Annotated in this window: 11 protein-coding genes; 3 read left to right on the top strand and 8 right to left on the bottom strand. The window is 73.8% G+C overall.

The window, feature by feature from the left end; translation table 11 throughout:
- Positions 1 to 14 precede the first annotated feature (14 nt).
- Complete coding sequence (locus ACFVYI_RS00285) at positions 15 to 788, bottom strand: hypothetical protein (RefSeq protein ID WP_387879682.1); 774 nt, start codon at positions 786 to 788, stop codon at positions 15 to 17.
- Between the two features lie 185 nt (positions 789 to 973).
- On the opposite strand from ACFVYI_RS00285, the gene ACFVYI_RS00280 reads away from it, so the two are divergent.
- Positions 974 to 1,396, top strand: a complete 423-nt coding sequence (locus tag ACFVYI_RS00280) for a hypothetical protein (protein WP_387879680.1) — start codon at positions 974 to 976, stop codon at positions 1,394 to 1,396.
- 156 nt (positions 1,397 to 1,552) lie between these two features.
- On the opposite strand, the gene ACFVYI_RS00275 is transcribed toward ACFVYI_RS00280, so the two are convergent.
- From ACFVYI_RS00275 to ACFVYI_RS00255, 5 genes are all read right to left on the bottom strand, one after another.
- A complete protein-coding gene (locus ACFVYI_RS00275) occupies positions 1,553 to 2,314 on the bottom strand; it encodes a DUF1062 domain-containing protein (RefSeq protein WP_387879679.1) in 762 nt (253 codons plus the stop codon).
- A gap of 644 nt (positions 2,315 to 2,958) precedes the next feature.
- Entirely contained in the window at positions 2,959 to 3,675 is a 717-nt protein-coding gene (locus tag ACFVYI_RS00270; protein WP_387879677.1) for a hypothetical protein, read from the bottom strand.
- Between the two features lie 272 nt (positions 3,676 to 3,947).
- Positions 3,948 to 4,355 (bottom strand): nuclear transport factor 2 family protein, encoded by a 408-nt coding sequence (locus tag ACFVYI_RS00265; RefSeq protein WP_387879675.1) that lies wholly within the window; start codon positions 4,353 to 4,355, stop codon positions 3,948 to 3,950.
- 630 nt (positions 4,356 to 4,985) lie between these two features.
- On the bottom strand, positions 4,986 to 5,450 hold the full coding sequence (locus ACFVYI_RS00260; RefSeq protein ID WP_387879672.1) for a rhodanese-like domain-containing protein: 465 nt from the start codon (positions 5,448 to 5,450) through the stop codon (positions 4,986 to 4,988).
- 104 nt (positions 5,451 to 5,554) lie between these two features.
- Positions 5,555 to 6,964 carry a helix-turn-helix domain-containing protein gene (locus ACFVYI_RS00255; RefSeq protein ID WP_387879669.1) on the bottom strand — a complete coding sequence of 470 codons (1,410 nt, stop codon included), beginning with the start codon at positions 6,962 to 6,964 and terminating at the stop codon, positions 5,555 to 5,557.
- Between the two features lie 364 nt (positions 6,965 to 7,328).
- Here ACFVYI_RS00255 and ACFVYI_RS00250 point away from each other — a divergent pair, with 364 nt between their 5' ends.
- Complete coding sequence (locus ACFVYI_RS00250; protein ID WP_387879667.1) at positions 7,329 to 10,541, top strand: M28 family peptidase; 3,213 nt, start codon at positions 7,329 to 7,331, stop codon at positions 10,539 to 10,541.
- Positions 10,542 to 10,632: 91 nt separating this feature from the next.
- On the opposite strand, the gene ACFVYI_RS00245 is transcribed toward ACFVYI_RS00250, so the two are convergent.
- Entirely contained in the window at positions 10,633 to 11,469 is an 837-nt protein-coding gene (locus ACFVYI_RS00245; protein WP_387879664.1) for a hypothetical protein, read from the bottom strand.
- A gap of 89 nt (positions 11,470 to 11,558) precedes the next feature.
- Positions 11,559 to 11,924 carry a hypothetical protein gene (locus ACFVYI_RS00240; protein ID WP_387879661.1) on the bottom strand — a complete coding sequence of 122 codons (366 nt, stop codon included), beginning with the start codon at positions 11,922 to 11,924 and terminating at the stop codon, positions 11,559 to 11,561.
- A gap of 548 nt (positions 11,925 to 12,472) precedes the next feature.
- Here ACFVYI_RS00240 and ACFVYI_RS00235 point away from each other — a divergent pair.
- On the top strand, positions 12,473 to 13,792 hold the full coding sequence (locus tag ACFVYI_RS00235) for a cytochrome P450 (protein ID WP_387879658.1): 1,320 nt from the start codon (positions 12,473 to 12,475) through the stop codon (positions 13,790 to 13,792).
- Positions 13,793 to 13,809: the final 17 nt, after the last annotated feature.

The following is a 13,809-nucleotide window of genomic DNA, read 5'->3' as shown; positions in this document are numbered from 1 at the left end:
GCGGCCCTCGGGGCTCAGCCCGGGGTGCCGTCCGGCGCCGCGGCCCGGGAGCACAGCTCGGGACGGTCCGGGTGCCGGGGGTCGTAGCGCAGGGCGAGCCGGTCACCGCGGCGCGGAAGCTCGTGGACGGGGAAGGTCTCGGTGAGCGACTCGGTGTGCTCCGGGCCGTCGGCCGTGACGTAGCGGACGGTGACGACCAGTTCGGGGCAGTCGTTGAGGACGACGCCGGTGCCGCGAAGGTCCAGGACGGTGCCGTGCGCCGTCACCCCGTACCGGTCGAGGCGCTCCGCCCGCTCGGCCCGCGCCCGCTCCCCGGCGAGGATCCGACGGCGGCGACGGGCCTCCGCACGCGCCGACCAGGCGGCGAGCAGTGCGACCAGGACGGCCGGCCCGAGCAGCCACCCGCTCGCGCCGTCGGCACCGAGGGCGATGCCGGCCAGCAGGCAGAGCAGACCGAGCAGGGTGCCCGCACCGATCGGGAGGTCGGAGGAGGCCGAGGCGGAGCCGTCGGCGGCCAGCACGAAGGCGGTGCCCACCAGGAGGACCATGCCGAGGATGACGCCGAGGGGGACGGACAGGCCCGCCCAGAGATCGGCCGACTCGCAGGCCCGCTCGAAGCCGTCGCCGCAGCTCCCGACCGCGATCATCCTCGCCGCACCCCGGCCGACCAGCCAGCCGTCCGAGCCCAGCAGCGCCGCGCAGAGCAGCAACCCCGACAGGCGGGCAACGGTGGGCCGTCGGGGCGCGGGCCGGTCATCCTCGGTGGTCACCCTGGTCAACCTGGTCACCTGCGGATGCTATCGACGATCCCGCCCCACTGGTCTGGACCACCGCATGGACAGCCGATGAACAGCCAGGGCACCCTCCCGCAGGACCTCGCCGCGGGCCTCGTCCCGTCATCATCACCTGTCGGTGGCCCCCGTTAACCTGCGGCGAGAGTCGAGTGGGCGAGAGATACGGGGAGGCCCTGGGCATGGGTGGCCACGAGTGGGCGGGGACGGGGCCGTACCGGCCGGACTTGGCGGCGGCATTGAGACGGGCCCAGGAACTGGAGCTGGCGAAGGACGACCACGGTTTCCCCGGCCGGGACATCAGCGATCTGTGGGGGGACGCCGACTGGCGGGAGTTCATCCTCACCGGCGGCACCGCCACCGTGCTCGACTTCTACGCACTCCTCGACGCCGGGGCCGACGACGACTTCGCCATGGTGCGGCCGCTGACCGATCACGAACTTCGCCGCTGGGCACCCGACGGACGACCGACGCGCGCCCGCTGGGAAGCGGCACTCGGGACCGCGGCCCTCCCCTTCCCCGGCCGCGGCATCGGCCACTGCACCGTCCTGTACCACGACGGCGAACCGGCAGAGGTCGGCTACTGGGGCTGCACGGCCGACTAGGAACCAGGCCGCCCGCCTGCGCAAGGGATCGCGAGGCGGGCGGCCACCGGAACTCGACCTGGAGCGGTACAGGAACCGGAACACCGTCGAACGGGCCATCGACAAGCTCAAGCACGCCAGAGCAGTCGCAACCCGATACGACTAACGCGGATACGTCTACCTCGGAACCGTCACCGCAGCCGCCCTCGTCATCGGGCTCCGCGCACGATCGACCGGACACGTCCCAGCCGCCGTGGCCCGGCGTGGGAGCTCCCGGCCGGGCGCGGGCGGCAGCCCGATCCGAGCCAGGTCGGCGCGTTCGGCGTCGGGCGCATCGAGGGACTTCGCGTGCTTGGCCGCATCGACGGAACCGGGTCCGTGGATGGTGACTTCGAAGTCCTGGTGCGCCTTGGCGTCCGGCGCGAACGGCAGACGGATCCGCCCGTCCGCGACCAGACGGCGCACCTCGGCCCGGCTCAGACCGAGACCGAGCTGCAGCAGCCGCTCCACCCGGACCGGCGCGGGCAGCTCGAAGCGCACCTGCACCGAGAGCGGGTTCGGGTCGTCGAGCGCGTACAGCGGCATGCGGGCCTCCAGCTCCCACGTCCCGGTCCAGTCGAGCTTGTACCGGTTCTTCGCCGCGAGCGACGCGCTCATCACCACCTCCCGTACCGCTGCCGGGTCGTTGATCTCGTACGCCACCAGCCGGGCCGGCTCCAGCGTCGAGACGTGGGCGCGCTCGTGGACGGGCACCTTCGAGGTCCGGTCGCACGTCGCGCAGCTCAGCAGCAGCCAGACGTCGAGCAGCTTGCCGTTCGCGTTGACGCGGATCTTCCCCGAGGCGCGGTGCCGCATGCCGGGGCAGTCCGGGCAGGACCGGACGACGGTGGGCAGGGCGGACTGACGCACGGCCCACAGGGCCTTGCGGTCGGTATTCATGTGTGTTGGGTGCTTTCAGGACTCAGCAGGAGGGCATGCCGAACTCACTCGGCGACTCCCGCTCTCTGACGGATGCTCACGAGGGGCGCGACCCATCGCCCCGGGGCCGGGAAGTCAGGCTCCGAGGTCGATCGCGCGACAGGTACGTACTACGTGGCAGTCATCAAAAGTCCATGCGGGAGATCATGATCGAGACGGCGGCCCGCGGCAACCGAGTTTCCCCGTTCCGAGGGACCGTGGTGGTCACCGGTGGATAGCATGCGCGGATGCCCTCGGTGAACCCGCGTCGCTCAGGCCGTGCGGTCGCGCTCGACGAGGATGACCGCATCCTGCTGTGTCGCTTCGCCCTCCCACATCCGGTCGGCACTGTCGTCCGGGCAGCCCCTGGTGGAGGCGTCGAGTGCGGCGAGACGTCCCTCGTGCGCTCCGCCGAGAGCTCAACGAGGAGGTGGGGCTGGCGGTCGATACGGACCCGCCGCGTGTCTGGCACCAGCAGGTCGTCGCGCCTGGACATGCGACTGGCTACGACGGCGTGGTCAACGACTACTTCCTTGTCCGCACCGCGTCGTTCCGCCCGCGCGGCGCGATGTCCGGCGACGAGCTCGCCGCCGAGTGCGTGCGCTGCCCCGGGGATCGGGCCCTGCTCACGGGCCGGCCGGGGTGCTCGGGGCGGCGGGGAGCGGGGGCAGCTCGGCGGGCCGCACGGTGAAGTCCCCTGTAGCGACCGGGGCGAAGGGGGCGGGTGCCATGCAGGTGCCGACCCGACCCTCGACGGCTTGGCCGGTGGCGTCGGTGTCCAGGTTCGCCACGCCCCAGGAGAACCCGACGCGGTCGGGGTGGTCAGGTGAGCCGCCGTCCAGGACGCTGAAGCCCTGGCGTTTGCCGATGGTGTCGGCGACCTCCGGGTCGGCCCGGGTGACGATGGCGCTGAACGAGGCCGTTCGGTCCCCGGTCACCAGGCAGTCCACGGCGGCCTCGGACGTCACCGTACGGTCCACCGCCGCGACGTGGTGCGAGATCCGCACCGTGCCGCGCGCATCGGAGGGCAGCCCCTGCGGAGCCCCCGGCAAAGGACGGCTGAACGGCGCCGCCTCGACCTCGAAGGTGAAGCGTATGTCGTCGTCGGGAGAGTAGGCGTAGGTGATCCGCGCCGACCCGCCCACCCCCGCCACCGCCGCCGGTGCCACCGCCCCCGGCGAGGGGGAGGCCGAGCGGCCGGCCGTGCCCGCCGCCGGTGACACCGCCCCGGCGCCGGCGACCGGCGAGGAGGACGCGCAACCGCCCACGGCCACAAGAAGCGCGGCGACGGCGATCGCCCCGGTGGTCGCCCTCGCCCGGGCGGTGTTGATGATGACGGACATGCCGAACTCCCTCGTCTGGCGCGCCTGCCGGCCGTGGCCGGGGCTGCTTCCTGCTGACGGATCCAGCTTCCCGCCTGACCACAGGGCGGCACATGTGCTGTTCGGCAGGTTCTGAACACCTGTCAGGGCCCGGTACCCCTGCCGTTCGGCAGGGGTACCGAGGAACACGCCCGGGCACTGTCGCCCCCGCTCGCGCACCGGAGTGCGTGTCCGCGCCTCCCCGGAGGTCCGGGGGCCGGGCGAGCCCGGCAACTGGAGCCCGCCCCCGCCCCCTACGCCTCGCCGGCGCGCAGCGGGTAGCGCGGGACGGAGCGGCGGCGGGCTATCCGCCAGCCGTCCTCGGTGCGGACGTAGACGTCGAAGTAGTCCCCGTTGTGGACGGTGCCGTCCGACTGGATCGCCAGGTACCGGCTGCGGCCCCGGACGGTGCCGTCCGGTTCGGCGGTCAGCACGCTGTCCAGGGTGTGCTGGTCGGGCGACCGGGTGCCGAGGTCGCGGCTGAACACCCGGATCTTCTCCAGGCCGCTGAACACCGCACCGGTACGGGCGAGTTCCAGCACCCCATCGGTGGCGAAGACCTCGCCCAGAGCCTTGGTGTCGGCGTTGTCGAAGGCGTGCGAGAAGCGGGCGAGCAGTTGGCGGATCTGTTCGGCGTCGGACGGGGACAGGTCGGTGGCCATACGGTCTCCTCGGCGGGCAAGTCGGGGGGAAGGCAGGGGAAGGCTGACGGAAAGGCGAAGGAAAGCGGGACGGGCGAAGGCCGGATCGCCCCGGGGAGGACGCCCCGGCCGGTCGGCAGCGTCAGCGACAGAGCGATCCGGCGCGCCGGCGCAGGTCGACATCGAGCCGGGCCACCAGCCTCAGGCCCACGGCGATCGGCCCGCCCGTCCGCTGTGCCACGACGTTCTCCGTCCCCGCCCACCCGGGCCTCGACCACGGCCGCCTCTGACATGACGCCGCGTCACATCGCGAGCCCCCGGTCGCCGCACCGCGGTACGGGGGCTGCCGGTCAGCCGGTCCGGGCCTGCGACCGGCGCCCTTCGCCGTCCCCGAGTCTAGGAAGCCGGAGACGATCAATCAACGCCCGGACCAGCGATTCAACGCCTGCGCGGCCTCCCGCAACCGCGCGCCACAGGGCCGCAACACCGCGGCCACACTGACCCGGTGGGACCGCGCCGCGACCCCTGCCCCGACGCACCTCGACCGCACCCCGACCGCACCCACCGCACCGCCCCGAACGGCCAGCCAGGGCCCGGCCGGCCGAAAGGCCCGGGCCACCGGGCCCGGGCCTTCGTCGCCGCCGATCCGGGTCAGCAGGCGCAGGAGATGCCGGAGCGGGGGGCGGTCAGGTCGTCCACCGGCCGCTGCTCGGTGCCGTGGTCGGTGTCGTAGGCGAAGCCCTCCCGGGCCCAGTACTCGAAGCCGCCGAGCATCTCCTTGACCGGGTGGCCGAGCCGGGCGAACGCGAGGGCGGCGCGGGTGGCGCCGTTGCAGCCGGGGCCCCAGCAGTAGGTGACGACCGTGGCCGAGGGGTCGATCAGCAGCGGCGCCAGCTCGGCGATCCGAGCGGTGGGGATGTGCACCGCGCCCGGGATCCGGCCCTGTGCCCAGGCCGCCTCGCTGCGGGAGTCGACCACCACCACGCCGGGGGCGCCGGCGGCCAGGTCGGCGTGCACGTCCGAGACGTCGGCCTCGAAGGAGAGGCGGGTGAGGAAGTGCGCGGCGGCGACGGCCGGGTCGGCGGCGGGGACGCTGAGAACGGCGCTGGCGGTCATCGGGGTGCTCCTCGAACTCGTACCGGGGCCCGCCCTGTTCGGCGGTGGTCCGATCTTCGCCCGCCGGGGCCGGAGCCCACGAGCGGCGTGATCGCCCACCTTCGTCAAGATACCGCCAGCCCGTGGGCGCCCAGCCGGGTGCGCAGCCCGCGCAGTTCGTGCCGGGCGAGGGCGGGCAGCGCGGTCGTGGCGTCGTCCAGTACCGGGGCGAGCAGGGCCACGGCGGTCTGCGGGTCATGGGCGCACAGGTGGCAGTCGGCCATCCGGATGGTGAACAGCAGTCGGGTGGTCGGTAGTTGGTCCGGGGCCAGCAGTCGCAGCGCGGTGTCGGCGGCGTCCACGGCGCGCAGCGCGAGCCGGTGGTCCCCGACGGCGGCGGCGGCGTCGCGCAGCGCGGCGGCCGCTCCCGACTCGACCCGCAGCCGCATCGAGGCGATGGAGAGCCAGGGCGCGTCCGTCTCGTCGTGCTCGCCGATGTGGTCGAGGTGGAGCCGGGCGCGGGCGATGTGCCGGACCGTCGCGCGGACGTCCCCGGCCAGGGCGTGCGCCCGGGCCTGGCCGACCTGGGACATCGCGCCGGCCCAGTGCCGGCCGGGCGCGGCGCGGGCGATCTCGCGGGCGTAGCCGAGCGCGGCGGCCGGGTCGCCGTCGAGCCGGGCCAGGGTGCTCATGTCGCTCAGTGCGGCGACCTGGGTGGCGGGGTCGTCGGCCAGTTCGGACCAGGTGAGCGCGCGGTCGAAGCAGGCCATCGCGGTGGCGTTGCGGCCGTGCTGCATCCGCAGCCCGCCGGCGGCGTGCGCGTACTCGGCGGCGAGCCGGGCCAGCGGGCGGCGGGCCCGGGCGGCGGTGGTGCCGGTGAGCCGGCGCAGGATCACCCGCAGGGTCTCCTCGACGGCGGCGGTGCCCGGTCCGGCGGGCGCCTCGCCGGCCCGCAGGTGGGCGGCGAGCAGGCCGGTGAGGGCGTGCGCGGTGTCGGGGTCCAGTGGCGGCGCGGTGTCCGGGTCGGCGGCGCAGAACGCGGCGTGCAGGACGGCCAGTTCGCCGGCCTCGGGGACGGCGCAGCCGGCCGCGCCGTGCAGCGGGCAGAGCAGCCCGTAGTCGGGGAGGCGGCGGGGCGGTCCGCCGGCGGCGAACGGCGGCAGGGCCGGTTCGGGGGCGGCGGGGCCGCCGGGCAGCGGGTGGCGGGCCCAGCCTGCCGGTACGGGCGGGACCGGCGGGGCGGGGCGGTCCCACTCCCCCGCGTCCCCTTCCTCGGCGCGCAGGCAGGCGGTGCGCAGCTCGCCGTCGGCGGTCAGCAGGCCGTCCAGCCGCTCGGCGATCCGCAGGGTGGTCCGGCGGGCGCCGTGTTCGAGCTTGCTGACGGCGGTGTGGTCGTAGCCGATCTCGGCTCCGAGCTGGGCCTGGGTGAGGCCGGCGCGCCGGCGCCAGTGCCGCAGGCGGGCGCCGAAGGCCCGCCAGAGCGCGTCGGCCGACGGCGGACCGGCGGGCGGTGCGTCGGCGTGGTTCCGGTACACGGGGCTGCCCTCCCGAGATCGGTTCCGGCGGGTCGGTTCCGACGGGTCGGTTCCGGTTGATCGGTCCCGGCGAGTCGGTTCCGGTCCCTCCGATGAACAGGACGGTACTGGACCGGGCGCCCTCCGTACATGAGGTGGTCTCAACCTCTTGGTCTCAACCTCTCCACAAAACCCGCAGCTTGACAGAACTTGCCAACCGCACGAATGCCGTGCCGGACCCGTTGACCGAGGCATGACGGCGTGTGAGGGTTCCGGCACCCGAGCGCGGACGCCCGCAACGGCCGTCCCCCGATGCGGCCCGCGGTGAGCGCCAGACAGGCACGTCGTCCGCGGTCGAGCACCCCCACGTTCGAGGAGCCTCGGAATGAAACGCAGATTACTGACGGCGGGAACCACCCTGACCGTCCTGGCCGGCATGCTCACCGCCACCGCGGTCGGGCAGGCCGCCGCCGAGCCGGGCCCGGCCGTGAGCGCGCCCCCGAGCGCGCTGGCCGCCGCCGTGTCCGCCGCCGACCAGGCGGCCGCAGCGGGCCTGGACGCCCTGGCCAAGGGCCCGGGCGAGACCTACGAGCGCCAGTCCGTCACCCCGTGGCTCGGCGGCCTCTACTCGATCGCCTACGAGCGCAGCTACCGGGGCCTGCCGGTGGTCGGCGGCGACGCCGTCGTCATAGCCGACGGCCAGGGCAAGGTCCGCGGCCTCCAGTCCGCGGCCACCGGGCCGGTCGGCGGGACCGCCGTCGCCCCGCTGGCGACCGCACCCCTGATCAGCGCCGCCAACGCGGAGAAGACCGCGCGCACCGGGCTGGCCGCCGTGGACGGCGTCGACACCCGTCGCCTGGTGGTCAAGGTCCAGGACGGCACCGGGCGGCTCGCCTGGGAGACCGTGCTCACCGGCCGGACCTCCGCGGCCCCGAGCCGGCTGCACGTCTTCGTCGACGCCCGCACCGGTGAGGTGATCGACCGCTACGACGACGTCAAGGCCGGTACCGCCAACAGCAAGTGGAACGGCCCGGCCCCGGTCACCATCAGCACCACCGCCTCGGGCAGCACCTACTCGCTGCGCGACCCGAGCCGGTCCGGGCTGAGCTGTGCGGACTACAGCTCCGGCCAGGTGTTCTCCAAGTCGAGCGACTCCTGGGGCACCGGCAACCCGACCAGCAAGGAGACCGGCTGCGCCGACGTGATGTTCGCGGCGCAGAAGGAATGGGACATGCTCCGCGACTGGCTGGGCCGCAACGGCCACAACGGCAACGGCGGCAGCTGGCCGGTCAAGGTCGGCCTGAACGACGTCAACGCCTACTGGGACGGCTCCTCCGTCTCGATCGGCCACAACAACGCCAACGAGTGGATCGCCGCCATCGACGTGGTCGGCCACGAGTTCGGCCACGGCATCGACCAGTACACGCCCGGCGGCGCCAACAACGAGAACGGCCTCGGCGAGGGCACCGGCGACATCTTCGGCGCGCTGACCGAGGCGTACGCCAACGAGCCGTCCCCGTACGACAACCCCGACTACACCGTCGGCGAGATGATCAACCTGGTCGGCCAGGGGCCGATCCGCAACATGTACAACCCCTCGCTGGTGGGCAACAACCCCAACTGCTACTCCTCCTCGATCCCGAGCACCGAGGTGCACGCCGCGGCGGGCCCGCTGAACCACTGGTTCTACCTGCTCTCCGAGGGCTCCAACCCGGGTGGCGGCAAGCCCACCAGCCCGACCTGCAACAACTCCTCGGTCACCGGCGTCGGCATCAAGGACGCCGGGCGGGTCTTCTACGGCGGCATGTTGCTCAAGACCAGCGGCATGACCTACAAGAAGTACCGGGTCACCACCCTGACCGCGGCGAAGAGCCTGGACCCCGGCTGCACCCTGTTCACCCGCACCAAGGCGGCCTGGGACGCGATCAGCGTCACCGCCCAGAGCGGTGAGCCCACCTGCACGCCGAGCGGGAACAACGACTACTCGCTGGCCGTCAACCCGGCGTCCGGCTCCGTCCAGCCCGGCGCCTCGACCACGGCCGCGGTGAGCACCGCCGTCACCTCGGGCACCGCGCAGACCGTCAACCTGGCCGTCTCCGGCGCCCCGGCCGGCGTGTCCGTCTCGGTCAGCCCGACCTCGGTGCAGGCCGGTTCGTCCGCGACGCTGACCGCCTCGGCCTCCTCCTCCGCCACGCCCGGCACCTACGTCATCACGGTGACCGGCACCGGCTCCGCCACGCACACCGCGCAGTACACGCTGACCGTCGGCGGCGGCAACCCCAACCCCAACGTGCCCGACATCAGCGTCGCCAACGTGCAGGCGCACCTGAGCCAGCTCAACACCATCGCGACCCAGAACGGCGGCACCCGGCGGGCCGGCACGGCCGGCCACAGCCAGTCGCTCGCCTACATCAAGGGCAAGCTGCAGGCCGCCGGCTACACCGTCAGCGAGCAGACCTGCACCTCCTGCACCTACAGCTCCAACAACCTGATCGCGGACTGGCCGGGCGGCCCGACCGACCAGGTCACCATGTTCGGCGCGCACCTGGACAGCGTCGGCGCCGGCCCGGGCATCAACGACAACGGCTCGGGCTCCGCCGTCCTGCTGGAGAACGCGCTGACGCTCGCCCAGCAGAACCCCACCCTGACCCGGCACGTCCGGTTCGCCTGGTGGACGGGTGAGGAGCAGGGCCTGCAGGGCTCGCAGTACTACGTGAACCAGCTGGGCTCCACCCAGCGCAGCGCCATCAAGGGCTACTACAACTTCGACATGGTCGGCTCGCCCAACGCCGGCTACTTCATCAACAACATCAACTCCGCCGCCTCCGCCCCGATGAAGGCCTACTGGGACTCCCTGGGCATCCAGCCCGAGGAGAACGTCGAGGGCCAGGGCCGCTCCGACGACTACTCCTTCCAGCAGGGCGGCATCCCCACCTCCGGCTACGCGGCCGGCGCCAGCGCGGTCAAGACCACGGCCCAGGCGGCCAAGTGGGGCGGCACCGCCAACCGGGCGTACGACTCCTGCTACCACCAGGCGTGCGACACCACGAGCAACATCAACACCACCGTCCTGGACCGCAGCGCCGACGGCGTCGCGTACACCCTGTGGAAGACCTCGGTCGGCGGCGGTCCCATCCCGACCAACGACTTCTCCGTCGCGGTGAGCCCGACCACCGGCAACGCCACTCCGGGCGGCTCGACCAACGCCACCGTCTCCACGGCCACCACGTCCGGCTCGGCCCAGACGGTGAACCTGTCCGTCTCGGGCGCCCCGGCCGGCGTCACGGCCACCGTCAGCCCGTCCTCGGTGCAGTCCGGCTCCTCCGCGACGCTCTCCGTCGCGGTCGGCTCCGGCACCGCGGCCGGCACCTACACCCTCACCGTGACCGGCACCGGCTCGACCACCCACAGCACCACCTACTCGCTGGTGGTCGGCACCGACCCGGGCAACCCGGGCGGCACCTGGACGCCGGGCACCACCTACCAGGCGGGTGACGTGGTCACCTGGAACGGCGTCAGCTACCGCTGCATCCAGGGCCACACCGCGCAGGTCGGCTGGGAGCCCAACATCGTCCCGGCCCTCTGGCAGCAGATCTGACCTGATTCCGGAGGCCTACGGGCCGGGCCGGGCCGCGGTTCGTCGAGGGGGACGAGCCGCGGCCCGGCCGCGTCCGCGCACGGGCACCGGATCAGCCCGGGTGGAAGACCATCCGGACGTTGGCGTCCACCGGGAGGATCAGCACATTGCCCTCCTCCCACGTCCAGTTCCGCGGGATCAGGAACATCCGACCGTTGGCCTGCGCCAGCAGGCGCAGGCCGCGGTAGCGGTAGCGGAACCGCTGCCCCGCCGCGGCGTCCGGCAGCGCCCGCTCGTCCACCCCGGACCACTGGAGGTAGAGCCGCTCGGTGGTGTCGAGGACGACGGCCGGGCGCAGCGCCAGGTTGCCGGCCAGCCGCTCGGCGTCCGCCTCCCCCTTCTGGTGGGCGAAGCCGCCGGCGGCCCAGAACGAGCAGAGCACGATGAGCGCCGTGCTGATGCCGAGCGCCGCCCGCTCGCCGGTGAGCGGGTAGGGGGCGCCCGTGGTGCGGACGGCGAGCAGCCGGGCCAGCACGACCAGCAGGAGCGCGCCGCCGAGCAACAGCGGAGTGCCCATCGGGCCCGCGTCGATCACCTCGAACCCGGCCAGGAAGCCGAGCAGCACCAACGGGACGACCAGCACGGCGACGGCTCGGCAGGCCCGGCCGACGGCCCTGCTGCTGTCCGGACCGGACCGGACGGCACGGGTCGCCAGGTGGTAGGTGACCGCGGCCACCAGGGCGGCGCAGAGCAGCACCCCGGCCGGGAGGTACAACGCGGGCGAGCTGCGGAGCAGGAGGTCCTGGGTGCCGAAGCCGATCGTCGCGGCGTCCAGGCCGAAGTAGTGGTAGAGCGAGTCGGTGTAGGCGAAGCCGAAGAAGAACAGCAGCGCGGTGATGAGGGTGGTCGGCGCGACCCAGGTCGTGATCAGGCCGAGCCAGCTGCTCAACGAGCGGCCGACCGGCGGCTCGGGCTGCTCGGCCGTGGCGGCGGGCCCGGCGGCGGGCTCTGCGGCGGGCGGCTCCTCCTCCGCAGGGCTCAGGGCGTGCTCCCGCTGCCCGCCGACGCGTTGCCGGCGCTGGTGCCTGCGTCACCTCCGGCGGTACTGCCTGCCGGACTCCCCCCGCTTTCACCGCCCCCGCCGTTCTGGCCGCCCCCGCTTTCGGTGCCGATCTCCTCCTGCACCACCAACCCTCCTGCGGCTTGGATCGACTGGCTCTTTCCGCCCGCGGTCAGGGTGAAGCAGACCTTGACGCCGCTGCCGATCGGGGGCTGCGGGCCCGGAACGGAGACCGTGGCGGTTGCCTCGCCTCCGTCGAATTCCACCTTCGTGGATCCCGAGGACTTAGGGCCACCGGCACAGTCGTTGACCTTGGTCACCTCGGCGGTGAAGGTGCTCGTCACCGAACTCGTGAGCGTGAGATGGGCCGTCGGCCAGTTTCCGGTGGCGCTCGCCGACACATTGCCCGCGCCGGTGAACCCGCCCTGGTTGCCGCCCGCCTCCGTCCGCTTGTCCTGGGGCTGCTGCCCCGAGCCCTCCGCCGGGGGCGTGTCCGCCGGCTCGGCGGCGCCGGCCGCCGAGCTCTCCGCCCCGGACCCGGAGCCGCCGCCTCCCCCGCAGGCGGCCAGCGCCGGCAGCAGCAGGGCGGCAGCCAGCCACCGGGCCGGTCTGCCGACGCGAGGGCGGGGCGTGATGGGCGGAGTCCCGGGCATGCGTTTCTCCCGTCGGAGGGCGAGCAGCGGTGAGTGGCCGGGTCGGCCTCGCCGAAGGCTACCGGTTCGCACACGTCGTGACTGTCCGCCGCCCGGGTGGCATCGCCCCGCTCCGTCCCCCGGCCGGAGCAGTGGTGCGGTCCCGGGACACGCCCTGACCGGTGACCGCCTGTTGACGTACAGTCAGGTGCGCGCAGCAGCCGTCCGAGTGGTCGGTCCATTCGCCAGAGGAGCACGCCGTGGCCACCCAAGCCCACCCCGTTCCCGTCCCGCCACCCGCCGACGGGGCGGTCCGGCCCGTCCCCGAGTTGCCGGCCGAGACGGTCGCGCAGTGGCGGGCCGAGCAGTCCGACCTGATCGAGCTGCTCGCCGTGGCGCGGCAACGGCTCGGCGGCGTCGCGGCGTTCCGGCTCGGGCCGCAGCCCACCGTTCTGGTCACCGAGCCGGACGCGGTGCAGCAGGTGCTCGGGCGGCATCCGGACCGCTACGTCAAGCGCTCCCACCGGGCCCGGATGCTGGCGGGCGAGGGCGTCCTGTCCGCCACCGGCGAGGCCTGGAAGCGCCAACGGCGGCTGTTGCAGTCCCAGTTCACCGGCCCCGGGATGCGCCGTTACGAGCAGCGGATCGTCGAGGCCGCCCGCCGCGCCGCCGACCGCTGGGCCGGCTACGCCCGCACCGGGGAGCAGTTGGACGTCGGCGAGGAGATGCGGCACTTCGCCCTCGACACCATCTGGCGCGCCCTCACCGGCCGCCCGCTGGACGACCGGACCGACCGCGAACTCGCCTCGGTGGCCCGGGTGGTGGCCGCGCTGCCGACGCTGCCCGCCGACGGCACGGACGCCCGGGAGGCGGTCGCCGACGACCTGGCCCGGATCGACGCCGTCGCGCACGCCGCGATCGACGCCGCCCGGCGCGACCCGGCGGGGGACGGCCTGCTGCGGGTACTGCTAGACGCCGCCGACGAGCTCCCCGAGTACACCGACCGGCTCATCCGGGACGAGCTGGTGACCCTGCTGGTCGCCGGGCACGAGACCACCGCCACCACACTGACCTGGCTCTTCCTCCTGCTGGACGGCAACCCCGAGGCCCGCGCGTGGGCGCTTGCGGCCGGCCCCGAGGGCTCGGCCGAGCGGCGCGAGGCGGTGCAGGCGCTGGTGAGCGAGACGTTGCGGCTCTACCCGTCCGCGTGGATCCTGCCCCGGCACGCGCTGGAGGCCGACACCCTGGCGGGCCACCGCATCGAGCCCGGCACGGATCTGCTGGTCTGCCCCTATCTGACGCACCGTGACCCGCAGCTGTGGCCCGACCCCGAGCGCTTCGACCCGGCCCGGTTCACCTCTCCCGGCCGCAAGCCCGCCCACCTGGGCGCCTACTACCCCTTCGGGCTCGGCGCCCGCGCCTGCCTCGGCACCCAGTTCGCCCTGCGGGAGACCACCGCCCTGCTCGAACTCCTCCTCCCCGCCTACTCGCCCCGCTTCCTGAGCACCCCCACCGGAGCGGCCTACAGCATCACCGTCCGGCCCGACGGCCCGACCCCGGCCACACTCACGGGAGCGTGACCGGGGCCGGGGCCGCG

The organism is Kitasatospora sp. NPDC058218, assembly GCF_042882445.1.
GTDB lineage: Bacteria > Actinomycetota > Actinomycetes > Streptomycetales > Streptomycetaceae > Kitasatospora.
Note: the sequence above shows the minus strand (reverse complement) of the source record. Positions and strands in the feature narration are given on the sequence as shown.

Bases quoted from the DNA above. Each gene is read 5' to 3' on its own strand.
- ACFVYI_RS00250 (WP_387879667.1), top strand. From the start codon at position 7,329: ATGAAACGCAGATTACTGACGGCGGGAACCACCCTGACCGTCCTGGCC.
- ACFVYI_RS00270 (WP_387879677.1), bottom strand. From the start codon at position 3,675: ATGTCCGTCATCATCAACACCGCCCGGGCGAGGGCGACCACCGGGGCG.
- ACFVYI_RS00280 (WP_387879680.1), top strand. From the start codon at position 974: ATGGGTGGCCACGAGTGGGCGGGGACGGGGCCGTACCGGCCGGACTTG.
- ACFVYI_RS00275 (WP_387879679.1), bottom strand. From the start codon at position 2,314: ATGAATACCGACCGCAAGGCCCTGTGGGCCGTGCGTCAGTCCGCCCTG.
- ACFVYI_RS00265 (WP_387879675.1), bottom strand. From the start codon at position 4,355: ATGGCCACCGACCTGTCCCCGTCCGACGCCGAACAGATCCGCCAACTG.
- ACFVYI_RS00260 (WP_387879672.1), bottom strand. From the start codon at position 5,450: ATGACCGCCAGCGCCGTTCTCAGCGTCCCCGCCGCCGACCCGGCCGTC.